Here is a 22,947-nt window from a genome sequence, read left to right as displayed (position 1 = left end):
TCCCCGGAAGGAGCCCCCGTGCAGGTGATCGACATCGTTCTGATCGTCATCCTCGTCGTCGCTCTGCTGGCAGGTCTCCAGCGCGGGCTGCTCGCCAGCCTCGGATCCCTGCTGGGTCTCGTCGGCGGCGCGTTCGCCGCCCTCTGGGCCATCCCACTGGTCAACGACGCCCTGCCCACTCAGCAGTGGCGGCCCCTCGTCGTCATCGGCGGCACCCTGCTGCTCCTGGTGGTCGGCATCGCGATCGGCGGCGGCATCGGCATGGCCCTGCGGCGCGGCGTCGACCGCACCCCCCTCCGCGGCTTCGAGCGCCTCCTCGGCGGCGCCGCGAGCGTCGTCATCGCCGCGCTCGCCGCCTCGTTCGTCGGGCAGGGACTCGTCGCGACTGGGATGCCGGTGGTGGCGCCCGCGATCGGCTCATCGACGGTGCTGCGCACGATCGACTCGCTGACCCCCCGGCCCGTGCAGACCACGCTCGCGCAGCTGCGGGCCGCCGTCCTCGACGAGGGCATTCCACGACTGGGCGGTCTCCTCGCCCCCGAGACCGAGACCGGACCCCTGCCGGCCATCGCGCTGGATTCACCGCGTCTCGAGGCCGCAGCGGCCTCGGTCGGACTGATCTCGGGCGTGGCGTACGCCTGCGGGACGAGCTCCACGGGCAGCGGGTTCGTCGCGGCTCCCGACCTCGTCGTGACCAACGCGCACGTCGTGGCAGGGGTCGACGCACCGGTGGTCGAGCTCCCCGGCCGCGCCGCCCGCGAGGGCCGCGTGGTCTACTTCGATCCGGTCGACGACCTCGCTGTCATCGAGATCGACGATCTGGATGCGGCCGCTCTCGGCATCACCGAACCGCTGGAGCCGGGTGCGTCGGCGGTCGTGCAGGGCTACCCGTACGGCGGCCCGTTCTCGTCGGGCCCCGCCCGCGTCCTGTCCGCCACCTCGGCGCCCGTGCCGGACATCTACGAGGACGCCAGCGCCCCACGCGAGATCTACGCGCTGCAGGCGCAGGTCGTGCCGGGCAACTCCGGCGGCCCGCTGCTGACCACCGACGGCGACGTCGCCGGCGTGGTGTTCGCGCGGGCGGACGACGGCCGCGAGGTCGGCTACGCGATGACGACGGCCGAGCTGCTGCCCGTCCTCGCCCAGGCGGATGCGTTCGAGCAGCCGGTGTCCACGGGCGCCTGCACGTCGTGACGGTCGGGGGCGCTATGCTGGCCCCGCAACTGAACAGCAACAGAACCGGCTCGATGACCTCTGCGGGAGAGCCCCGGCACTACGCCGGGCACCGAAGGAGCAAGCCTCCCCGCCAATCTCTCAGGTACGCGTACCGCTGAGGTCGGGCCACTCTGGAAAGAGATGTCTTCGACATCCGCCGACGGTGAAAGCACCGGCATCCCCTTGACGAACGGATGCCGATGCGAAACTCTCAGGCCCATGACAGAGGGGGAGTTCGATAGGCGCGGACCCGCGCCTGCCCGACCGACGGGAGAACTCATGCCAGACCCTCGCTCCACGCCGCTGCGTGGGCGCCACGAAGCGCTCGGCGCCTCGTTCACGGACTTCGGCGGCTGGCTCATGCCGGTGCGCTACTCGTCCGACCTGGCCGAGCACAAGGCCGTCCGCGAGAGCGCGGGACTGTTCGACATCTCGCACATGGCGGAGTTCCTCGTCACCGGCACGCACGCCGGGGCGTATCTCGACTACGCGCTCGCCGGCCGGCTCTCGGCGCTCGCCGAGGGCAGGGCGAAGTACTCGCTCGTGCTGGCGGCCGACGGCGGCATCATCGACGACGTGATCGTCTACCGCCTCGCCGACGACCGCTACCTCGTCATCGCCAACGCGGGCAATCGCGACGCGGTCGCCGAAGCCCTCGCCGAGCGGGTGGCGATGTTCCCGCCGCCGCCGCCCCTCACCGGCCAGGACGGGTCGTTCGCGTTCATCCCCGGCACGCATGCCCGCGTCGAGGACGTCTCGGATGGCTACGGCCTGCTCGCCGTGCAGGGTCCGGCGGCACGGGCGGTCCTCGAGGCGACGCCCGAGCTGACGGGGTGGCAGCGACCGCTCGCAGACGTGCCGTACTACGCCACGACCAGCGCGTCGTTCGACGAGACCGGTGTGCTCGTGTGCCGCACCGGCTACACCGGCGAGGACGGCTTCGAGCTGCTCGTGCCCGTCACCCGTGCCGAGGCGCTCTGGGACGCCCTGCTCCGCGCCGGCGAACCGCTCGGGCTGGTGCCGGCGGGCCTGGCCGCGCGCGACACCCTGCGCCTCGAGGCCGGCATGCCGCTCTACGGCCACGAGCTGACGCGCGACATCGCCCCCGCCCAGGCGGGCCTGGGCCGGGTCGTCGTGACGGACAAGGACGACTTCGTCGGCAAGGCCGCGCTCGCCGGGCGCGACCTCACGGACGCGCCCGTCCTCGTCGGGCTCGTCGCCGAGGGGCGCCGAGCCGGACGCGCCGGGTACGGCGTCTTCGACGGGGACGCGCCGGACGCGTCGCGCGTCGGCGAGGTCACCTCCGGCGCGCTCAGCCCGACCCTCGGCCACCCCATCGCCATGGCCTTCGTCGCCCCCGCGGCATCCGCCGCCGGCACCGTGCTGTATCTCGACGTGCGCGGAACCCGCATCCCCGCGACCGTGACCGCCCCGCCTTTCTACCGGAGGAAGAAGTGACCGATCTCAACAGCCTCAAGTACACCGCTGAGCACGAGTGGGTGGCCCTCGACGGCACCACCGCCACGGTCGGCATCACCGACTACGCCGCCGACAAGCTCGGCGACGTGGTGTTCGTGGAGCTCCCGTCCACCGGATCGGCCGTCACGGCGGGCGAGGTGTGCGGCGAGATCGAGTCGACGAAGTCCGTCGGCGAACTGTACGCACCGCTCACCGGCGAGGTCGCCGAGACGAACGACGCCGCCGTCGACGACCCTTCGCTGGTGAACTCGTCTCCCTACGGGGACGGGTGGCTGCTGAAGATCACCGTCGACCCGACCGCGGTGGAGGGTCTCATGGATCGTGCCGCCTACGTCGAACTCACCGGCGGGGACGCGTGAGCGGGCCCGGATCGGTCGCGGGCGGCACCTTCGCCGCCCGGCACATCGGCCTCGACGCCGACGCGCAGCGCGTCATGCTCGACGCCCTCGGCTACGAAGACGTCGACGCCCTCGTGCGACGCGCCGTTCCGGCATCCATCCAGGTGGACGCCCGCTCGACGAGCGACATCCCGGCCGCCGCGACCGAGGCCGAGGCCCTCGCCGAGCTGCGCGCGCTCGCCTCGCAGAACCGCGTCGCCCGGCCGATGATCGGGCTGGGCTACTACGACACGTTCACCCCGTCGGTGATCGCGCGGAACGTGCTCGAGAACCCGTCGTGGTACACCGCCTACACCCCGTACCAGCCCGAGATATCGCAGGGGCGGCTCGAGGCGCTCATCAACTTCCAGACGATGGTGACCGATCTCACCGGACTCGCCACGGCCAACGCGTCGATGCTCGACGAGTCGACGGCCGTCGTCGAGGGGATGCTGGTGGCCCGCCGTGCATCGAAGGCGGCCTCGAACGTGTTCGTCGTCGACGCCGACGCGCTGCCGCAGACCAAGGCGCTGCTCGTGCACCGGGCCGCGGCCCTGGGCATCGAGATCGTCGAGCGCGACCTCGCGCGCGGAGCGACGCTGCCCGAGGAGCTGTTCGGCGTGTTCGTGCAGTATCCCGGCGCATCCGGCGAGGTCTGGGACCCCCGTGGCGTCGTGGACGCCGCGCACGTCGCCGGCGGGCTCGCCGTGGTCGCCGCCGACCTGCTCGCCCTCACACTGCTGCGCTCGCCCGGCTCGTTCGGTGCCGACGTCGCCGTCGGCACCACCCAGCGCTTCGGCGTGCCCCTGGGCTTCGGGGGACCCCACGCCGGGTACATGGCCGTCCGCCAGGGGCTCGAGCGCCAGCTGCCCGGCCGACTCGTCGGCGTCTCGCAGGACGCCGAGGGTCACCCCGCCTACCGGCTGTCACTGCAGACCCGCGAGCAGCACATCCGCCGCGAGAAGGCCACGTCCAACATCTGCACGGCGCAGGTGCTGCTGGCCGTCATGGCCGCCATGTACGCGGTCTACCACGGGCCGGACGGCCTCACCCGCATCGCCACGGAGGTGGCGCAGAAGGCCGAGGCCCTCGCCGATCGGCTGCGCTCCTACGGGCTCTCGCTGCGCACCGACGCGTTCTTCGACACGATCCGGGTGTCGACCCCGGGCCCTGCGCGACGGGTCATCGAGCGCGCACGGGAGCGCGGGTACCAGCTGTTCTGGGCCGACGACGCCACGGTCGGCGTATCGGTGGACGAGACCACGACGGCCGAGGACCTCGCCGCGATCGCCTGGGCGTTCGGCCTGCCCGAGGCCGAGGTGTCGGGCGGCGGCGAACAGGGCGAGCGCGCCGTGCCGTACGGTGCGGCATCCGCTCTGGCCGGTGTCGTGGCGCAGCTGCGGCGCGGCGACGAGGCGTTCCTCACGCACCCGGTGTTCAGCTCGCACCGCTCCGAGACGGCGATGATGCGCTACCTCAAGCAGCTGGCCGACCGCGACTACGCGCTGGACCGCGGCATGATCCCGCTCGGCTCGTGCACCATGAAGCTCAACGCCGCGACAGAGATGGCGGCGGTGTCGTGGCCGGAGTTCTCGCGCGTGCACCCGTTCGCCCCCGAGGCGGATGTGCGCGGGTATCTCGCGATGATCGAGCAGCTCGAGGTCTGGCTCGCCGAGGTGACGGGGTACGACGCCGTCTCGCTGCAGCCCAACGCCGGGTCGCAGGGCGAGCTCGCGGGCCTGCTCGCCATCCGCGGGTATCACCGCGCCAACGGCGACACCGACCGGACCGTGTGCCTCATCCCGTCCTCGGCGCACGGCACGAACGCCGCCTCGGCGGTGCTCGCGGGCATGAAGGTCGTCGTCGTCGCCTGCGACGAGGCCGGCAACGTCGACCTCGACGACCTGCGGGCGAAGATCGCCGCCCACGCGACGTCGCTCGCGGCGCTCATGATCACCTACCCGTCGACGCACGGGGTGTACGAGCACGACGTGCTCGAGATCACCCAGGCCGTGCACGACGCCGGCGGGCAGGTGTACGTCGACGGGGCGAACCTGAACGCGCTGCTGGGGTACGCCCGCTTCGGCGACCTCGGCGGAGACGTGTCGCACCTGAATCTGCACAAGACCTTCGCGATCCCCCACGGCGGGGGCGGTCCGGGTGTCGGTCCGGTGGCGGCGAAGGCGCACCTCGCGCCGCACCTGCCCGGCCACCCCCTCGCGCAGCGTCGCGACCACGCCGGGGGAGTGTTCGAGGGCGGACCGGTCTCGTCAGCGCCGCACGGCTCGGCCGGCATCCTGCCCATCTCGTGGGCGTACGTGCGGATGATGGGCGTCGACGGGCTGCGCGATGCGACGGCTGCCGCCGTGCTCGCGGCGAACTACATCGCCTTCCGGCTGAAGGACCACTACCCGGTGCTGTACGCCGGCGAGGGCGGGCTGGTCGCGCACGAGTGCATCCTCGACCTGCGGCCGCTGCGGGAGGAGACGGGTGTGACCGTCGACGACGTGGCCAAGCGGCTCATCGACTACGGCTTCCACGCGCCGACGATGTCGTTCCCCGTGGCGGGCACCCTCATGGTCGAGCCCACCGAGTCGGAGGACCTGGGCGAGATCGACCGCTTCGTCGAGGCGATGATCGCGATCCGCGCCGAGGCGTCGCGGGTCGCCGCGGGGGAGTGGCCGGCGGACGACAACCCCCTGGTGAACGCCCCGCACACCGCGTCGGCGGCGATCGAGGGCGAATGGACGCATCCGTACACCCGTGCCGAGGCGGTCTATCCCGTGCGCTCGCTCGTACGAACCAAGTACTGGCCGCCGGTCCGCCGCATCGACCAGGCCTACGGCGACCGCAACCTCGTGTGCGCCTGCCCCCCGATCGAGGCCTTCGCCTAGTCTTCGCCGGCCCTCGGTCGTGCCCCTCGACCGCGAGAGTACATCTGGCGGACGAGGGTGCGGGGTGCACCCGGGGTTTCGTCCGCCAGATGTACTTTCGCGGACCGGCGCGGGGGAGGGGCGCGGGGCAGGGGCGCGGGGCAGGGACGGGAGGGTCACGCGGTGCGGTGCGGCGGATGCGGCGCGAGCGCCCGGCGCAGCGAGGACAGGTGCGCCGGATGCTCCGGCTCCCGCTGACGCAGACCGACACCGATGAGGATGCTGCGCAACGAGTCCACGCGCGTCGCATCGGCCCACCCCCAGTGCACCAGACTGCGCACCCGCGGCTGCGCGCGTAGGCGCCGGTCGCGTTCGGACTGGGAGCGAAGCACGGCGCGCGCGTCGCCGTACCGACCGTCGTACTTCAGGTCTCCGTCGCTCTCGCCGACGAGCCCGATCTCGGGCCAGAACATGTCGGACCGGTCGACGACGTCGTCTGTCGACACGAAGGAGACCTGCAGGTCCGGGGGCGGAAAGCCGAGCCACTCGATCACCGCCCGGCTGACAGACTCGAGCGCTGTCTCGGCATCGGCGGTCGCGCGCGAGAGCGGCCACCGTGCCAGATTGCGGCCGCGACTGCTCCGGCGACCCTCGTTCACGCCCTGCAGGGCCTCTCGGCTCAGATCTGCCTCGAGCCGGAGCGCGGCATCGGCCGCGGCCAACCCGACGGCCGGATGCCGGTGCCGTCCGAGATCCACGGCAGTGTCGGCCGCAGATGTCATCGCGATGCCGCCGACCTCGACGACGTCGCGATCGAGCGTCGTACGGTGCGTGTTCACCCCCGACACCAGACGCGACGCTGACGAGTCGGTCACGGCGACGTGAACGGTGCGCGGGTCTCCGAAGATCGGCATCCCCTGGAGTGCGGCGGCGGACTCGAGGCAGAAGACGGCATCCGGCGTCACCAGCGCGACGGCGTGCACGCGGGCGAGATAGCGATGCCACGGCGGCAGGGCGTTCCACAGCGGCGTCGACGCGTACACACCTGCCCGGACGCGCACGAGGACGCCGGCGGCGACGCCGCGCTCGGGATGTGCGACGTCGCGGCTGCGCAGGAGCGGCAGCGGACACGGCTGGATGGTCGAGGTCAGGGCGCGCAGCGGCATCCGTCCACCCTGGCGCCGACCCGCGTCCACCCCCGCCGCGCCCCGCGATCTGTGGACACCGCGCCCCCGCCGTCACCCTGTGCAGGCGACGCCGCTCACGCACCCGCCCGCCCCCCGACGCGCCCCGACATTCGCGAAAGTACACCTGGCGGACGAGGGGTCGGGGGAACCCCAGCCGGTCGTCCGCCAGGTGTACTTTCGCGGAACCGAAGGGGGCGTCAGGGGGACGGCGTCGGGGTGGGCGAGGGCGTGGGGGTGGGGGTGAAGACGGCGGGGAAGAGGGCGGCGGCGAGGGGATAGCCGACGAAGGCGATCACGTCGATCACGGTGTGCGCGATCACGAGCGGCATCACCCGGCCCCAACGGCGGTAGCACCACCCGAACACCACGCCCATGACGAAGTTCCCGATGATCGAACCCACGCCCTGATACGCGTGGTAGGCCGCGCGCAGCCCGGCCGTCGCGAGGATGATGGTCCACCACGACCACCCGACGCGCCGCAGCCGGTCGAAGAGGTAGCCGAGGAGGATGACCTCCTCGACCAGGCCCGCCCGCACCGCCGACAGGAGCAAGAGCGGAACGGTGTACCAGGCGGCGTCCAGGGGAGACGCCACGACGGCGACGGTGAGGCCCAGCATCCTGCCGACGATGTACAGGGCGAGTCCCGGCACCCCGATCGCGAGGACCAGAAGGATGCCGCGCCCGGCGTCCGAGCCGAAGCGGCCGACGTCCAGGCCGATGCGCTTGAGGGCGTTCGTCCCCGGCTCCCACAGCAGGTAGAGGACGAGGGCGACCAGCGCCAGCGAGAAGAAGATGTCGAGCAGCTGATAGACGAGGTCCCACAGCGCCTGCGTGTCGCGCGACGGGTTCAGTCGGGCCTGCTGGTCGCCGAGCGAGGCGTTCTGCTCGAGCGCGCGCTGGATCGAGCGCACGAACGACAGCACGCTGTACACCGCGGACTGGCCCACCGTGACCGCCAGGACGATGCCGATCTCCCACCACGTGCGGGCGCGCGGGGAGGTCGTGGGAAACCTCACATCGGCCGCGCCGGAATCGCCGTTCATCTTGTCAGATTGTCACACGTCGTCTGCCCTGAGTTAAGGCTATGTAACGTTTTCGTTCGGACTTTTGACCATCCGACACACGCGTGCTTAGGGTGTGTCTATCCGCGCGCCGGGGTCCAACCATGGCCTCGTGCGCGCACAACCTTGCACAGGAGGAATAGTGAGAATGAAGCGCATCCTGACTGCGGTGGGATTCACCGCAGTCGGCGCACTCGTGATCTCCGGATGCGCCGCCGGTGGCTCTGACACCGACGGTGGCGACGATTCGGGGCTCGTCGAGGGCTCCTCGATCACAGCAGCGTGGAACCAGGCGTTCTACTCGATGAACGGCAACACGTCGTTCGGCAACGCCACAGCCAACAACAACATCAACTACCTGGTGTTGGACGGCTTCAACTACTACAACAACACGCCCGAGCTCGTGAAGAACACCTCGTTCGGCACGTACGAGCTGGTCAGCGAAGACCCCCTGACGGTGACCTACACCGTCAACGAGGGCGTGAACTGGTCCGACGGCACCCCGGTCGACGCTGCCGACCTCATGCTCAACTGGGCTGCGCTCTCGCGTGCGCTGGACACCCCGGACTTCGACCCGGGCGAGTTCACCGACCCCGAGACCGGTGAGTTCACCGACGCGTTCCCCGAGGACATCGTCTACTTCGACTCCGGCGCCACGCCCGAGTCGGGCATGGGCCTGGTCACCGAGACGCCGGAGATCGGCGAGGACGGCCGCTCCATCACGATGACCTTCGACCAGCCCTTCGTGGACTGGGAGCTCGTCTTCTCGTCGCCGCTTCCCGCGCACATCATCGCGAAGAAGTCGCTCGAGATCGAGGACAACGAAGAGGCCAAGCAGGCCGTGCTCGACGCGATCGAGTCCGAGGACGCCGAGGCCCTGGCCGCGATGTCCGCGTTCTGGAACGGCGGCTTCAACTTCACGTCGATGCCCGACGACACCGAGCTCGTCACCGCGAGCGGCCCGTACATGATCAGCGACTACCAGGCTGACCAGTTCGTGACCCTCACGGCGAACCCGGAGTACGCCGGCGAGAACTCCCCGAACATCGAGGAGATCACGATCCGCTTCATCCCCGACCCGCTGGCTGCCGTCCAGGCGCTCGAGAACGGCGAGGTGGACATCATCCAGCCGCAGGCGACCGCTGACATCACCGACGCGCTCGAGGGCATCGACGGCATCACGGTGAGCACCGGCCTCGGTGGCACCTACGAGCACGTCGACCTGCAGTTCGACCAGGGCCGCAACCCGGAGAACATCTTCTCCAACCCGCAGGTCCGTCAGGCGTTCATGAAGACGATCCCCCGCCAGGAGATCGTCACCACCCTCATCGAGCCCATCATCGGCGACGACGCGATCCTCCGTGACTCGCAGCTGTTCGTCCCCGGTGCCGAGGGCTACGACGAGTCCGCCGCGAACAACACCTCGGCCGACTACGCCGAGGTCGACATCGAGGGCGCTCGCCAGCTGCTCGAGGACTCCGGTGTCACCAACACCGAGGTCTGCATCCTCTACGCGTCGAACAACCCCCGTCGCGTGAACGAGTTCGCTCTCATCCAGCAGTCGGCCAACGAGGCCGGCTTCGAGGTCACCGACTGCGGTTCCGAGGACTGGGGTGGCCTGCTCGGCACCCCCGGCGCCTACGACGCGTCGCTGTTCGGATGGCAGTCGACGAGCCTGGGTGTGACCAACTCGCTCCCGACGTTCGTGACGAACGGCATCAACAACCTGAACTACTACTCGAACGAGCGTGTCGACGAGATCATCTCCGAGCTCAACGTCACCTTCGACGCCGAGCAGCAGATCACGCTGCAGCAGGAGCTGGACCGCCTTCTCTGGGAGGACTTCTACGGAGTCACCATCTTCCAGTTCCCGGAGGTCACCGCCTACAGCGACCGCGTCACCAACATCGACCCGTCGATCCTCGCGCCGACCATCTTCTGGAACGCGTGGGACTGGGAAGTGACGGACGCCGGTACCGAGGAGTAAGTCACAGCCGGTGGCTTCGGGCTGAGCCCGCCGCGACCGGACACGGGGGTGCAGGTTCCACGGGACCTGCACCCCCCCTCCATGAGACTTCTCTTCAGCGGCTCGGCGCTCCACCCGGGGGCGCCGGACGCCGTCTGGCATATCGACAGGCAGGCTGCCACACCATGGCTTCATTCATCATCCGGCGATTGATCGCATCGGTCTTCGTGCTCTTCGCCGCGACATTCCTGATGTACGTGCTCGTCTCGCTCTCGGGCGATCCCCTGGAAGAGCTCAAGCAGTCCAATGCTCCCAACAAGGCGGAGCTGATGGAAGCGCGTACCAGGCTCCTCAACCTCGACGTCCCCGCCCCGCTGCGCTACTTCATCTGGCTCGGCGGCATCTTCCGCGGCGACTTCGGAATCAGCATCCAGAACCAGCCCGTGAACGCGCTGCTGGCGAACGCACTGACGTCGACGCTGACGCTCGTGACCATCGCCACCGTCGTCGCCATCGTGCTCGGCATCTCGGTCGGAATCATCTCGGCCTTGCGCCAGTACAGCGGCTTCGACTACGCCGTGACGTTCGTCTCTTTCCTCTTCTTCTCGCTGCCCATCTTCTGGGTGGCCGTCCTCCTCAAGCAGTACGGTGCCATCCAGCTCAACGGCTGGCTGGGCGAGCCGACCATCGCGATACCCGTCATCGTGATCGCCTCGCTCATCGCCGGCGTGCTGTGGATGTCGCTCATCGGCGGATCGTGGAAGCGGCGGGGCATCGTCTTCGGCGTGGCGACGCTCGCCACCGCCGGCGTGCTCGCGTACCTCTCGGCGACGCAGTGGTTCGCCGATCCGAGCATCGGCATCGTCGTGTACGCGGCGCTCGCCATCGGCATCGCCTTCGGTGTGACCGCCGTCTCGACCGGTCTGCGCAACCGCAAGGCGCTCTACGGCTCCCTGGGAGTGGCCGCGCTGGGCATCGCCCTGTACTTCCCGATGATGACCTACATCCTCAACGGCATGACGCTGTGGGTGTTCATCGGCCTGGCGGCGGCGACGATCGTCGTCTGCGGCGCCATCGGCTGGTTCATCGGCAGCCCTGACCGTGGCCCCGTCATCCGCACCACGATCATCGTGGGTGTGCTGACGGCCGGGCTCATCGCGCTCGACAAGTACATGTCGTACTGGGCGGTCTACTCCAACTCCAGCCGGATCCGGGGTCGTCCGATCGCCACCGTCGGCGCCTCGACGCCCAATCTCGGCGGAAACTTCTGGGTGCAGGGCATCGACCTCTACACGCACCTGCTGCTTCCGACCATCGCGATCATCCTCATCTCGTTCGCCGGCTACACCCGCTATTCGCGGGCGAGCCTGCTCGAGGTGATGAACCAGGACTACATCCGCACCGCGCGCGCCAAGGGCCTCACCCAGCGCACGGTCGTGGTCCGCCACGCGTTCCGCAACGCGCTGATCCCGATCACGACCATCATCGCGTTCGACGTGGGAGCGGTGGTCGGCGGCGCCGTCGTCACCGAGACGGTGTTCGGCTGGACCGGAATGGGCCGGCTGTTCGTCGACGCGCTCGGCGTGTCGGACCCGAACCCCGTGATGGCGTTCTTCGTCGTCACCGGCACCCTGGCCGTGGTATTCAACCTGATCGCGGACCTCGTCTACGTGGCCCTCGACCCCCGAATCAAGGTGAGCTGATGAACACCTCCGCCACACAAGCGCCCGATTCCCGCGAGGATGAGGCCAAGACCGAGATCTCGATCGAGCAGCGCGAGACCGAGGGGCTCAGCCAGGGCCAGATCGTCCGGCGCCGGTTCTTCCGTCACCTGGGCGCCGTCACCTCGATGATCGTGCTGGCCTTCATCGTCCTGCTGGCCTTCACCTCGGTCGGCGTCGACCTGTGGGGGATCCGCATCCCCGGCTGGTGGCAGTACAGCTGGACGGAGATCCCGACGAAGCTGAACAACGGCGTGCCGACCCTCAGCATCATCCCGCAGTTCCTCGGCGGCCCCGGGATCCGCTTCGGCGACCACCCGTTCGGTCAGGACGAGGTCGGCCGCGACATCTTCGCCGTCGTCATGCGCGGGGCGCAGCAGTCGCTCATGGTCATGGTCATCGCCGGTGTCGTCGCCACGTTCATCGGCGTCGTCATCGGGGCGGTCGCGGGCTACTACCGCAAGATGACCGACTCGATCCTCATGCGCTTCACCGACGTCATCATCACGATCCCGCTCATCGTCATCGGTGCGGTGCTCGGCAACATGCTCGGCAGCCTCGGCGCCGCGGTGCTCGGTGTCGTGATCGGCCTCTTCGCGTGGACGACCCTCGCCCGGCTCGTGCGCGGCGAGTTCCTGACCCTGCGCGAGCGCGAATTCGTGGATGCCGCACGCGTCAGCGGTGCGCGCGACCGGCGGATCATCTTCCGTCACATCCTCCCGAACGCCGTGGGCGTCATCGTCGTCAACGCGACGCTGCTCATGGCCGGGGCGATCCTGCTGGAGTCGGCGCTGAGCTTCCTCGGCTTCGGCGTGCAGTCTCCGGACACCTCGCTGGGCAAGATCGTCTCCGACAACCAGGCGGCGTTCTCGACGCGGCCGTGGCTGTTCTGGTGGCCCGGCATCTTCATCATCGTCATCGCGCTGTGCGTGAACTTCATCGGCGACGGCCTGCGCGACGCGTTCGACCCGCGTCAGAAGAAGATGCCGAGCGAGCGCGCGATGGCCCGCGCCGGCCGCGCAGCCAAGCTCGACGCCTCGCCCGAGGCGGGGGCGGCCGTGCGAACGGATGCCGGAGACGTCACGATCCCGGGGCAGAGTGCCTTCGCCGGTGACGTCGAGAGCTCCACCGACCCGCGCCCGGCCGAGCCGGGCGAGAAGCGGGACGACCCGCGCGATCCGGGGCGCTGATCCGATGCGATCAGACCACCAGGCCCGCGACGGTGGCCACCGCGAGAGCCGTCAGCACGACGGCCGTCACGGTGTGCCACGTCGCGGTCTCGGCGTCCGGATCCTCGCCGGCGGCCAGCATCCCGGCATCGCGCAGCCGCTCCCAGTGTCCGCGGATGACCTGGGCCAGGTTGCCCGTGGGCGTGGACACCGCGTCGCTCGGGCGCAGCGAGCCGTGCTCGCCCAGGGCCGTCGCGCCGACGCCGTCGAAGTCCTTGCTCGCAAGGCCGAGCGTGCGGTGGCGGCCGGGAGCGGGCGTCGCCCACACCTGCACGCGACGGCGGCCCGTGACGAGGGTCAGCGCGTACCGCGTCTGGATGTCCCGGATGGCCGGCCACGGGACGAAGTAGGTGCGGAAGACGTTCACCACGGTGATGCCGTGCTCCTGCACCCGCAGCTCCGGGCGCCAGAACAGCGCCCACGCCAGGGCGCCGATGAAGATCACCGGCCACGCGTACCGCACCGCCGAGACGAGATCACCCCAGAACAGCGCCGCAACGCCGATGGCGCACACGACGACGGTCACGACAGCGAGAATCCGGCCCCACATCGGCCGGTAGACGACCTCCTGAAACGACATGACCCCAAGTTTCTCAGATGGGAACACACCGCATGACTGACACCACGGGCACCCGCGCACCGCACGAAGCCGGCCCCGAGACGATCCTCCAGGTCGACGGCCTGAACGTCGACTTCTGGGTGGAGGGCGAGTTCTACCCGGCCGCCATCGACATGAACTACCGCGTGGGACGGGGCGAGGTCCTCGCGATCGTGGGAGAGTCCGGGTCCGGCAAGAGCACGAGCTCCATGGCCCTCCTCGGACTCCTCCCCGAGAACGCCCGCGTCACCGGATCGATCACGCTGCAGGGGCGTCAGCTGCGCGGCGTCGACGACGCCACCCTGCGGACGCTGCGCGGCAACGAGATCGCCGTCATCTTCCAGGAGCCGATGACCGCGCTGAACCCCGTCTACACCGTGGGGTTCCAGATCGTCGAGGCACTGCGCTCGCACGACCGGTCGCTGGCCCCGTCGGAGGCGAAGGACAAGGCGGTCGAGCTGCTCCGGCTCGTCGAGATGCCCGACCCCGACCAGGCGTTCCACAAGTACCCGCATCAGCTGTCGGGTGGTCAGCGTCAGCGCGCCATGATCGCGCAGTCCATCTCGTGCGATCCGCTGCTGCTCATCGCCGACGAGCCCACGACGGCGCTGGACGTCACGGTGCAGGCCGAGATCCTCGACCTCCTCCGCAACCTCCACAAGCGCCTGGACTCGGCGATCATCCTCATCACCCACGACATGGGTGTCGTCGCCGACCTCGCCGACCGCATCATGGTCATGAAGAACGGCGAAGTGGTCGAATCCGGAACGGTCGACGCGATCTTCCACGCCCCGCAGCACCCCTACACCCAGCAGCTGCTGGCATCGGTGCCGCACCTGGGCCTGGGGGTGCTGGAAGAGGTCGAGCACGGTCCCGACCACGTCGAGACGGACACCTCGAGCGTGCCGGTGATGGCCGCCGTCCGCGAACGGGCGTCGCAGGCGGAGCCGGTCGCCGAGGCCCGCACGCCCGTGCTGTCGTTCCAGGACGTGGCCATCGACTACCCCAAGCGGGGCCGCATCCCGGCGTTCCGCGCCGCCGAGCACATCGACCTCGAGATCTACCCCGGCGAGATCATGGGCCTGGTGGGCGAGTCCGGCTCGGGCAAGACCACCCTCGGTCGCGCCGCCATCGGCCTTCTCCCGATCGCCGACGGCACCCTGACCACGGTGGGCGTCGACATCTCGCACGCGTCGCAGAAGGATCTGTTCGCGATCCGCCGCCGCACGGGCATCGTCTTCCAGGATCCGGCGTCGTCGCTGAACCCGCGGATGCCGATCGGCCAGTCCATCGGCGAGCCGCTGCTGCTCTCGGGCGAGGCCAAGGGCGACGCCCTGGATCGGCGCGTGGAGACGCTGCTGGACCAGGTCGAGCTTCCGGCGTCGTACCGCAACCGCTTCCCGCACGAGCTGTCGGGTGGACAGCGGCAGCGTGTGGGCATCGCCCGCGCGCTCGCGCTGGCCCCGGAGCTGCTGATCGCCGACGAGCCCACCTCTGCGCTGGACGTCTCGGTGCAGGCCCGCTTCCTCGACCTGCTGCAGGAGCTGCAGTCGCGCCTCCAGTTCGCGTGCCTGTTCATCAGCCACGACCTCGCGGTGGTGGACATCCTCGCCCACCGCATCAGCGTCATGCACCACGGCAAGCTCGTGGAGACGGGCACGCGCGACCAGATCCTGCGCGGGGCCAAGGACCCGTACACGCAGCGTCTCATCGCCGCGGTCCCGGTGCCCGACCCCGACGAGCAGCGGGTGCGTCGCGAGGCGCGCGCCGCGCTGCTGAAGAGCGCCGGCTGACCCGCCGCGAGGTGGTCCACAGGGCCCTCACGGCGGGCCGACGCGCCGCCTTGTAGACTGGGGGACGGTCCGAATCCGGATCGTCCCCCATTTCTGCAAGGAAACCCCTTATGGCGCGCGCCCTCCGTCCGGACCTCCGCAACGTCGCGATCGTCGCGCACGTCGACCACGGCAAGACGACGCTGGTCGACGCGATGCTCCGTCAGACCGGCTCGTTCGGCGACCACGCCCACGTGGAAGAGCGCGCGATGGACTCGAACGACCTCGAGCGCGAAAAGGGCATCACGATCCTCGCGAAGAACACCGCGATCACCTACAACGGCATCCACACCGACGTCCCGGTGACGATCAACGTCATCGACACGCCCGGTCACGCCGACTTCGGCGGCGAGGTCGAGCGCGGCCTGTCGATGGTCGACGGCGTCGTCCTGCTCGTCGACGCGAGCGAGGGGCCGCTGCCGCAGACCCGCTTCGTGCTGCGCAAGGCGCTCGAGGCGAAGCTGCCGGTCATCCTCCTGGTCAACAAGACCGACCGACCGGATGCGCGCATCGCCGAGGTCGAAGAAGAAGCGCACGATCTGCTCCTGGGCCTCGCCTCCGACCTGCACGAGGACGTTCCCGACCTCGACATCGACGCCCTGCTCGACGTCCCCGTGGTCTACGCGTCCGGTCGCGCCGGCGCGGCATCGCGCACCCGCCCCGCCAACGGCGACCTGCCCGACAACGACGATCTCGAGCCGCTGTTCGAGGCGATCCTCGCGCACGTCCCGGCGCCCGCCTACGACGACGAGGCGCCCCTGCAGGCGTGGGTCACCAACCTCGACTCCAGCCCGTTCCTCGGGCGCCTGGCGCTCCTTCGCGTGTTCAACGGGACGCTGAAGAAGGGCCAGACGGTCGCCTGGGTCCGCGCGGACGGCTCGACGAGCAATGCGCGCATCACCGAGCTGCTGAAGACCCGTGCGCTCGAGCGCTACCCGGCCGAGTCCGCCGGCCCGGGGGACATCGTCGCCATCGCCGGCTTCGAGGACATCACGATCGGCGAGACGATCGCCGACCCCGACGACGTCCGCCCGCTGCCCCCGATCCACGTGGACGAGCCGGCCATCTCCATGACGATCGGCACCAACACCAGCCCCCTGGTCGGCAAGGTGAAGGGTCACAAGCTCACGGCGCGCATGGTCAAGGACCGCCTCGATCGCGAGCTCGTCGGCAACGTGTCGCTGAAGGTCGTCGACATCGGCCGGCCGGACGCCTGGGAGGTGCAGGGACGCGGCGAGCTGGCCCTGGCCATCCTCGTCGAGAACATGCGACGCGAGGGCTTCGAGCTCACGGTCGGCAAGCCCCAGGTCGTCACCCGCAAGGGCGAGGACGGCAAGGTGAAGGAGCCGTTCGAGCACCTGACGATCGACGCCCCCGAGGAGTACCTCGGCGCGATCACCCAGCTCATGGCCGCCCGCAAGGGTCGCATGGACAACATGACCAACCACGGCACCGGCTGGGTGCGTATGGAGTTCATCGTCCCGTCGCGCGGCCTGATCGGCTTCCGCACCGAATTCCTCTCGACCACGCGCGGCACCGGCATCGCCAACGCGATCTCGCACGGCTACGACGACTGGGCGGGGCACATCGTGACCCGGCAGAACGGCTCGATCGTCGCCGACCGCGCCGGCGTGGTCACCCCGTTCGCGATCATCGCGCTGCAGGAGCGCATGTCGTTCTTCGTCCAGCCCACGCAGGAGGTCTACGAGGGCATGGTCATCGGCGAGAACGCGCGCGCCGACGACATGGACGTCAACATCACGAAAGAGAAGAAGCTCACCAACATGCGCTCCTCGACGGCCGACTCGTTCGAGTCGATGACGCCTCCGCGTCAGCTGTCGCTGGAGGAGAGCCTGGAGTTCGCCCGCGACGACGAATGCGTCGAGGTGACCCCCGAGATCGTCCGCATCCGCAAGGTCGTCCTCGACGCCACCGAGCGCGGCCGCGCAGCTTCGCGTCTGAAGCGCCAGGACGCCAACGCCTGACCACCTCGTCGAGCCCCGTGCCACCGATCGTCCGGTGGCACGGGGCTCACGTGTGCGTCGTGGGTAGCATTCGAACGATGGATCACCTGCCCGACATCGAGGACGAGGACGCCCATGCCCGACGGGCCGGCCGACAGGGTCTCGGCGTCGCCCTGGCGACCAGTGCGTACGGCGTATCGTTCGGGGCCCTCGCCGTCGCATCGGGTCTCGACGTCTGGCAGACCTGTCTGCTGAGCCTGTTGATGTTCACCGGCGGCTCGCAGTTCGCCTTCGCCGGAGTCATCGGTGCCGGCGGGGTGGCGGCGGCGCCCGCGGCCATCGCGTCCGCGTCGCTCCTGGGCGTGCGCAACGTCGCCTACGGCGTGAGCATGTCTCCGGTCATCGGCACCGGATTCTGGCGCCGCGCGGCCGCCGCGCACTTCACCATCGACGAGTCCACCGCCGTCGCCCTCGCCCAGCGCACCGCCCGCGCGCGCACGGTCGGGTTCTGGGTGACCGGGGTCGGCATCTGGATCGGCTGGAATCTCTCCACCCTCGCCGGCGCACTCCTCGGGGACGTCCTGGGCGACATCCGCGCCTACGGGCTGGACGCCGCCGCGGCGGCCGCCTTCCTCGCGCTGCTGTGGCCGCGACTTCGGCGCCGGCAGCCGATCGTCGTGGGCGTGGCGGCGGCCGTCGTTGCGACCCTGCTCACTCCTGTTCTCATGCCCGGGATGCCGGTGCTCATCGCCGCTGCCGTCGCGGTCGTCGTGGGCTGGACCAACTGGCTCGGACACGACGACGATCCGGTGGTCGCGACGGGGACGACAGCGACACCGGGTCCGCTCGCACGGCCCCATGAACCGTGGGAGGGTCTGCCGTGACGCTCTGGAACGCCGTCCTGGTCGCCTCGATCGTGTGCGTCGCGCTCAAGACGCTCGGCTATCTCGTCCCGCCGCGCTGGCTCGAGGCGCCGCGGCCCGCGAGGATCGCCGACCTGCTGACGGTCGCCCTCCTCGCCGCCCTCGTCGCGGTGCAGACCCTCGCGGCAGGTCAGCAGGTCGTCGTGGATGCGCGGGTGCCCGCCGTCCTCGCCGCGGGGGGCCTCCTGCTGCTGCGCGCCCCTTTCCTCGTCGTCGTGGTCGCCGCGGCCGTCGTCGCCGCCCTCCTGCGGCTGTGGGGGATCGCCGACTGAGCCCCCACACGTAGACTGACGCGGTGGGATTCTCGTGGGCGCGCGCCGGAACGTGGGTGGTCGCCCTCGTGGTGGGGGTCGTCTACGGCGTGGCGGGCACGATCGCGCACGCCTACGCGCTGGGATGGTTCCCCCTCGGCCTGATCCTCGCCGTGGTCGGCTCCGGCGCTCTGCTCCTGGCCGTCCGGCTGCTCACCGCTGACCGATGGGCCGCGCTCGGCACGGGGCTGGGGATGATGACGGCGACGCTCGTCTTCTCAGGGCGAGGGCCAGGCGGTTCCATCGTCGTGCCGCAGACCCTTCTCGGGACGGTGTGGACGATCGCCCTTCCTCTCATGGTCGCGATCGTGGTGGCATGGCCCGATCGTGTCGCTGCGCGGCGAGACATCGACAGCGAGGCAACTAGACTGACTCCGTGACGTACGTGATCGCCCTTCCCTGCGTGGACGTCAAGGACCGCGCCTGCATCGACGAGTGCCCGGTGGACTGCATCTACGAGGGCGACCGGATGCTGTACATCCACCCCGACGAGTGCGTGGACTGCGGCGCCTGCGAGCCGGTCTGCCCGGTCGAGGCGATCTACTACGAAGACGACCTCCCCGACGAGTGGCAGGACTACTACAAGGCCAACGTCGAGTGGTTCGATGAGGTGGGCTCGCCCGGTGGCGCCGCGAAGGTGGGCGTGATCCACAAGGATCACCCGATCATCGACGCCCTGCCGCCGCAGGCCCCGTGACCGTCGCCCGCCCCCTGGCCATCATCGGGCGACTGTCCATCACCGGGCGGAGCTGACCGATGGGCGTCGCTGACCTCGCCGATTATCCGTGGGATGCCGTCGCACCTTACGCCGCCCGTGCGCGGGCGCACCCGGATGGGATCGTGGACCTCTCGATCGGCTCTCCGGTCGACGTCACGCCGCCGGTGGTGGCCGACGCGCTGCGCGCGGCGACCGACGCGCACGCGTACCCGCAGACGATGGGCACTCCCGCGCTGCGCGAGGCGATCGCGGCGTGGTACGCCCGCCGCCGCGGCGTTCCGGGTCTCACGCCCGATCAGGTCCTGCCGACCGTCGGTTCGAAGGAGCTCGTCGCGCTGCTGCCTATGCTGCTGGGTCTCGGTCCGGGCGACGCGGTGGTGCACCCCCGCGCGGCCTACCCGACCTACGAGGTCGGGGCGACCCTGGTGGGTGCGCGCGCCGTCGCAGCCGACGATCCGGGGGAGTGGCCGAGCGATGCGCGGCTCATCTGGATCAATTCGCCCGGCAACCCCGACGGCCGGGTGTGGGACGCCCCGTCGCTGCGCCGAGCGGTCGCGCGGGCTCGTGAGCTGGGGGCGGTGCTCGCCTCGGACGAGTGCTACGCCGAACTCGGCTGGGACGCGCCGTGGGACCGCGAGCCGATCCCGTCGGCCCTGGATCCGCGCGTGACCGACGGCGACAGTCGCGGCATCCTGTCGGTCTACTCGCTCAGCAAGCAGTCCAATCTCGCCGGGTACCGGGCGGCCTTCCTCGCGGGCGATCGCGAGATCGTGGCCTCACTGCTCACGGCTCGCAAGCACCTGGGACTCATGGTGCCGGCCCCCGTGCAGGCGGCCATGACCGTCGCACTCGGCGACGACGCCCACGTCGCCGCGCAGAAGGAGATCTACCGCCTCCGACGCGCTCAGCTCAAGCCCGCGGTCGAGGCGGCCGGCTTCCGCGTCGATCGCAGCGAGGCGGGCCTCTACCTGTGGGCGACCGAGGGGCGCGACGCCTGGGAGTCGCTCGAAAGGCTCGCGGACCTCGGGATCCTCGCGGGTCCCGGTCACTTCTACGGCGCGCACTTCACCCGGCACGTTCGGCTGTCGCTCACCGCCACGGACGAGCGCATCGCCGCGGGCGCGGCGAGGCTTCGCGCCGTGGCCTCGTGACCGGGGGAGCGGCCGGACGCATCGCGGATCGCGATGCGGAGGATTCCTCCATCGGATCCCCGGCGGCTTTGGTCGTGTCCGCAGTGGTCTCCCACTCCCAGTAGGCTGTACGAAGCGGCGGCACGGCACCCCGGCCCCGCACCGGCTCGCAGAAGGCGCCACCGAAGGTGCGTCGCAGAGGCGGACGACACCCCCCGGAACGACCAGAGATCGCGAGGAGGCGCCGTGAGCGAAGCGGGCACCCAGCAGGAGAAGGCCAGCCTCACCGTCGGAGGGAAGACGGCCGAATTCCCGGTGCTGCGCGGCACGGACGGCATCCCGAGCGTCGACATCACCACGCTCACCCGCCAGACGGGCTTCACCACGCTCGACTACGGCTTCGTCAACACGTCGGCGACCAAGTCCGCCGTCACCTTCATCGACGGCGACCAGGGGATCCTCCGTTACCGCGGCTACCCGATCGAGCAGCTGGCCACGCACTCCAGCTACCTCGAGGTGGCCTGGCTGCTCATCTACGGCGATCTGCCGAGCGCCGACGAACTCGCCGCCTTCGATGAGCGCATCCGCCGTCACACGCTGCTGCACGAGGATCTCAAGCGCTTCTTCTCCGCGCTGCCGCACAACGCGCACCCCATGTCGGTGCTGTCGTCGGCGACCGCGGCGCTCTCGACCTACTACGAGAACGAGTCCGACCCCAACAACCCCGAGCACGTCGAGCTCAACACGATCCGCATGCTGGCCAAGCTCCCGGTCATCGCGGCGTACGCGCACAAGAAGAGCGTGGGTCAGGCCTTCCTCTACCCCGACAACTCGCTGAGCTTCGTCGACAACTTCCTGAAGCTGAACTTCGGCGTTCTCAGCGAGCTCTACGAGATCAACCCCGTGATGTCGCGCGCCCTCGAGCGACTGCTCATCCTCCACGAGGACCACGAGCAGAACGCGTCGACGTCGACGGTGCGCCTGGTCGGCTCCACCGGCGCCAACCAGTTCTCGTCGATCTCGGCCGGCATCAACGCCCTGTACGGTCCGCTGCACGGCGGCGCGAACGAGGCCGTGCTGTCGATGCTCGCCCGCATCCAGGACTCCGGCGAGAGCGTGCAGCGCTTCGTCGAGCGGGTGAAGAACAAGGAGGACGGGGTGAAGCTCATGGGCTTCGGGCACCGCGTCTACAAGAACTACGACCCCCGCGCCAAGCTCGTCAAGGAATCCGCCGACGAGGTGCTCGAGGCTCTCGGCGTGAGCGATCCCCTGCTGGATCTCGCGAAGGAGCTCGAGGAGATCGCCCTCAACGACGACTACTTCAAGGAGCGTCGTCTGTACCCGAACGTCGACTTCTACACCGGCGTCATCTACAAGGCGATGGGCTTCCCCACCCGCATGTTCACCGTGCTGTTCGCGATCGGGCGGCTCCCCGGCTGGCTCGCACACTGGCGCGAGATGCAGTCCGACCCGCAGACCAAGATCGGGCGCCCGCAGCAGCTCTACACGGGAGCCGCTGCGCGCGACTACCCCGGCGCGGTCTGACCCGACTCCCTCGGCTTCGCCGCCACCGCCGTGGCGGCGTAGTCGGGCACCTGCGTTGTGAGTTCGCGCGGCGGACGCTCGTAGCCGCCGTCCTCGGGGCGTGAGGGGATCACGACCTCCGGGCGCTGGACCGGCTGCCACGGGATCGTTGCCAGAAGGTGCGCGATCATGTTGATGCGCCCGCGGCGTTTGTCCTCGTTGTCGACCTCGAACCAGGGCGCCTCGGGGATGTCGGTGTGCACGAACATCGTGTCCTTGGCCCGCGAGTAGTCCTGCCACTTCGTGATCGACAGCACGTCGTTGGGGCTGAGCTTCCACCTGCGCATCGGGTCTTCGGCGCGGGAGCGGAACCGCTTCTCCTGCTCGACGTCCGACACGCTGAACCAGTACTTCACCAGCATGATCCCGTCCTCGACCAGCATCCGCTCGAAGATCGGCGCCTGGTGCAGGAACCGGTGGTACTCCGCGTTCGTGCAGAAGCCCATGACGTGCTCCACGCCGGCGCGGTTGTACCACGAGCGGTCCATCAGCACGATCTCGCCGGCCGCCGGCAGGTGGGCGACGTAGCGCTGGAAGTACCACTGCGTGCGCTCGCGCTCGGTCGGAGACGGGAGGGCGACGATGCGCGTCACGCGGGGATTGAGGTACTCAGAGACGCGCTTGATCGTCGAGCCCTTGCCCGCGGCGTCACGGCCCTCGAAGATCACGACGATGCGGGCCCCGCTGGCCTGGACCCAGGCCTGCATGTCGACCAGCCGGGCCTGCAGCTGTTCGAGCTCGCGCTCGTAGACGTCCTTCGCCAGTCGTTTCGCCACGAC

General features: G+C 69.8%; 19 protein-coding genes and 1 riboswitch. Of the genes, 15 read left to right on the top strand and 4 right to left on the bottom strand.

The features are described from left to right. Nucleotides 1–18 precede the first annotated feature (18 nt). From Q9S36_RS07305 to gcvP, 4 genes are all read left to right on the top strand, one after another. Nucleotides 19–1,194, top strand: a complete 1,176-nt coding sequence (locus Q9S36_RS07305) for a MarP family serine protease (protein ID WP_311284557.1) — start codon at nucleotides 19–21, stop codon at nucleotides 1,192–1,194. Nucleotides 1,195–1,247: 53 nt separating this feature from the next. Beyond that, nucleotides 1,248–1,340, top strand: a riboswitch (glycine riboswitch). 154 nt (nucleotides 1,341–1,494) lie between these two features. Next, entirely contained in the window at nucleotides 1,495–2,673 is a 1,179-nt protein-coding gene (locus tag Q9S36_RS07300) for a glycine cleavage system aminomethyltransferase GcvT (protein WP_311284556.1), read from the top strand. Then, the gene (gcvH, locus tag Q9S36_RS07295) at nucleotides 2,670–3,053 is read left to right on the top strand and encodes a glycine cleavage system protein GcvH (RefSeq protein WP_251450340.1); all 384 of its coding nucleotides are present in this window, start codon (nucleotides 2,670–2,672) and stop codon (nucleotides 3,051–3,053) included. Before Q9S36_RS07300 ends, gcvH begins: the two co-directional genes overlap by 4 nt. Nucleotides 3,054–3,127: 74 nt before the next feature. Further along, nucleotides 3,128–5,965, top strand: a complete 2,838-nt coding sequence (gcvP, locus tag Q9S36_RS07290) for an aminomethyl-transferring glycine dehydrogenase (RefSeq protein ID WP_396653742.1) — start codon at nucleotides 3,128–3,130, stop codon at nucleotides 5,963–5,965. A 155-nt stretch (nucleotides 5,966–6,120) separates the two neighbouring features. Here the strand turns inward: gcvP and Q9S36_RS07285 are convergent, their stop codons facing one another. Further along, entirely contained in the window at nucleotides 6,121–7,110 is a 990-nt protein-coding gene (locus Q9S36_RS07285) for a hypothetical protein (protein WP_311284554.1), read from the bottom strand. Between the two features lie 218 nt (nucleotides 7,111–7,328). After that, complete coding sequence (locus Q9S36_RS07280; protein WP_311284553.1) at nucleotides 7,329–8,174, bottom strand: CPBP family intramembrane glutamic endopeptidase; 846 nt, start codon at nucleotides 8,172–8,174, stop codon at nucleotides 7,329–7,331. A gap of 187 nt (nucleotides 8,175–8,361) precedes the next feature. On the opposite strand from Q9S36_RS07280, the gene Q9S36_RS07275 reads away from it, so the two are divergent. The 3 genes from Q9S36_RS07275 (at nucleotide 8,362) to Q9S36_RS07265 (ending at nucleotide 13,069) form a co-directional block, all read left to right on the top strand. Continuing rightward, the gene (locus tag Q9S36_RS07275) at nucleotides 8,362–10,179 is read left to right on the top strand and encodes an ABC transporter family substrate-binding protein (RefSeq protein ID WP_311284552.1); all 1,818 of its coding nucleotides are present in this window, start codon (nucleotides 8,362–8,364) and stop codon (nucleotides 10,177–10,179) included. Nucleotides 10,180–10,343: 164 nt separating this feature from the next. Beyond that, on the top strand, nucleotides 10,344–11,861 hold the full coding sequence (locus Q9S36_RS07270) for an ABC transporter permease (protein WP_311284551.1): 1,518 nt from the start codon (nucleotides 10,344–10,346) through the stop codon (nucleotides 11,859–11,861). Next, nucleotides 11,861–13,069 (top strand): ABC transporter permease, encoded by a 1,209-nt coding sequence (locus Q9S36_RS07265; protein WP_311284550.1) that lies wholly within the window; start codon nucleotides 11,861–11,863, stop codon nucleotides 13,067–13,069. Before Q9S36_RS07270 ends, Q9S36_RS07265 begins: the two co-directional genes overlap by 1 nt. 10 nt (nucleotides 13,070–13,079) lie before the next feature. Here the strand turns inward: Q9S36_RS07265 and Q9S36_RS07260 are convergent, their stop codons facing one another. After that, nucleotides 13,080–13,688, bottom strand: a complete 609-nt coding sequence (locus Q9S36_RS07260; RefSeq protein WP_311284549.1) for a PH domain-containing protein — start codon at nucleotides 13,686–13,688, stop codon at nucleotides 13,080–13,082. Nucleotides 13,689–13,720: 32 nt separating this feature from the next. Between Q9S36_RS07260 and Q9S36_RS07255 the strand changes: the two genes are divergently transcribed. From Q9S36_RS07255 to Q9S36_RS07220, 8 genes are all read left to right on the top strand, one after another. Beyond that, entirely contained in the window at nucleotides 13,721–15,499 is a 1,779-nt protein-coding gene (locus Q9S36_RS07255; protein ID WP_311284548.1) for an ABC transporter ATP-binding protein, read from the top strand. Between the two features lie 110 nt (nucleotides 15,500–15,609). Continuing rightward, on the top strand, nucleotides 15,610–17,523 hold the full coding sequence (gene typA, locus Q9S36_RS07250) for a translational GTPase TypA (protein ID WP_311284547.1): 1,914 nt from the start codon (nucleotides 15,610–15,612) through the stop codon (nucleotides 17,521–17,523). A 77-nt stretch (nucleotides 17,524–17,600) separates the two neighbouring features. Further along, complete coding sequence (locus Q9S36_RS07245) at nucleotides 17,601–18,386, top strand: AzlC family ABC transporter permease (protein ID WP_311284546.1); 786 nt, start codon at nucleotides 17,601–17,603, stop codon at nucleotides 18,384–18,386. Continuing rightward, entirely contained in the window at nucleotides 18,383–18,697 is a 315-nt protein-coding gene (locus Q9S36_RS07240) for an AzlD domain-containing protein (protein WP_311284545.1), read from the top strand. The genes Q9S36_RS07245 and Q9S36_RS07240 overlap by 4 nt, the downstream gene beginning before the upstream one ends. A 23-nt stretch (nucleotides 18,698–18,720) precedes the next feature. Further along, a complete protein-coding gene (locus Q9S36_RS07235; RefSeq protein WP_311284544.1) occupies nucleotides 18,721–19,116 on the top strand; it encodes a DUF6113 family protein in 396 nt (131 codons plus the stop codon). Then, the gene (gene fdxA, locus Q9S36_RS07230; RefSeq protein WP_251450328.1) at nucleotides 19,113–19,433 is read left to right on the top strand and encodes a ferredoxin; all 321 of its coding nucleotides are present in this window, start codon (nucleotides 19,113–19,115) and stop codon (nucleotides 19,431–19,433) included. Before Q9S36_RS07235 ends, fdxA begins: the two co-directional genes overlap by 4 nt. 59 nt (nucleotides 19,434–19,492) lie before the next feature. Next, on the top strand, nucleotides 19,493–20,605 hold the full coding sequence (gene dapC / locus Q9S36_RS07225) for a succinyldiaminopimelate transaminase (RefSeq protein WP_311284543.1): 1,113 nt from the start codon (nucleotides 19,493–19,495) through the stop codon (nucleotides 20,603–20,605). A 225-nt stretch (nucleotides 20,606–20,830) separates the two neighbouring features. Continuing rightward, nucleotides 20,831–22,129, top strand: a complete 1,299-nt coding sequence (locus Q9S36_RS07220; protein WP_251450325.1) for a citrate synthase — start codon at nucleotides 20,831–20,833, stop codon at nucleotides 22,127–22,129. On the opposite strand, the gene ppk2 is transcribed toward Q9S36_RS07220, so the two are convergent. After that, on the bottom strand, nucleotides 22,111–22,944 hold the full coding sequence (gene ppk2 / locus Q9S36_RS07215) for a polyphosphate kinase 2 (protein WP_311284542.1): 834 nt from the start codon (nucleotides 22,942–22,944) through the stop codon (nucleotides 22,111–22,113). The genes Q9S36_RS07220 and ppk2 overlap by 19 nt on opposite strands. Nucleotides 22,945–22,947 lie beyond the last annotated feature (3 nt).

This window comes from Microbacterium sp. ARD31, from assembly GCF_031844425.1.
The sequence above is the reverse complement of the archived record's forward strand: the minus strand, read 5'-3'. Positions and strand labels throughout refer to the sequence as shown.

Bases quoted from the DNA above. Each gene is read 5' to 3' on its own strand.
- Q9S36_RS07300 (WP_311284556.1), top strand. From the start codon at position 1,495: ATGCCAGACCCTCGCTCCACGCCGCTGCGTGGGCGCCACGAAGCGCTC.
- Q9S36_RS07260 (WP_311284549.1), bottom strand. From the start codon at position 13,688: ATGTCGTTTCAGGAGGTCGTCTACCGGCCGATGTGGGGCCGGATTCTC.
- Q9S36_RS07265 (WP_311284550.1), top strand. From the start codon at position 11,861: ATGAACACCTCCGCCACACAAGCGCCCGATTCCCGCGAGGATGAGGCC.
- Q9S36_RS07255 (WP_311284548.1), top strand. From the start codon at position 13,721: ATGACTGACACCACGGGCACCCGCGCACCGCACGAAGCCGGCCCCGAG.
- Q9S36_RS07280 (WP_311284553.1), bottom strand. From the start codon at position 8,174: ATGAACGGCGATTCCGGCGCGGCCGATGTGAGGTTTCCCACGACCTCC.
- typA (WP_311284547.1), top strand. From the start codon at position 15,610: ATGGCGCGCGCCCTCCGTCCGGACCTCCGCAACGTCGCGATCGTCGCG.
- dapC (WP_311284543.1), top strand. From the start codon at position 19,493: ATGGGCGTCGCTGACCTCGCCGATTATCCGTGGGATGCCGTCGCACCT.
- Q9S36_RS07270 (WP_311284551.1), top strand. From the start codon at position 10,344: ATGGCTTCATTCATCATCCGGCGATTGATCGCATCGGTCTTCGTGCTC.
- Q9S36_RS07245 (WP_311284546.1), top strand. From the start codon at position 17,601: ATGGATCACCTGCCCGACATCGAGGACGAGGACGCCCATGCCCGACGG.
- gcvP (WP_396653742.1), top strand. From the start codon at position 3,128: ATGCTCGACGCCCTCGGCTACGAAGACGTCGACGCCCTCGTGCGACGC.
- Q9S36_RS07285 (WP_311284554.1), bottom strand. From the start codon at position 7,110: ATGCCGCTGCGCGCCCTGACCTCGACCATCCAGCCGTGTCCGCTGCCG.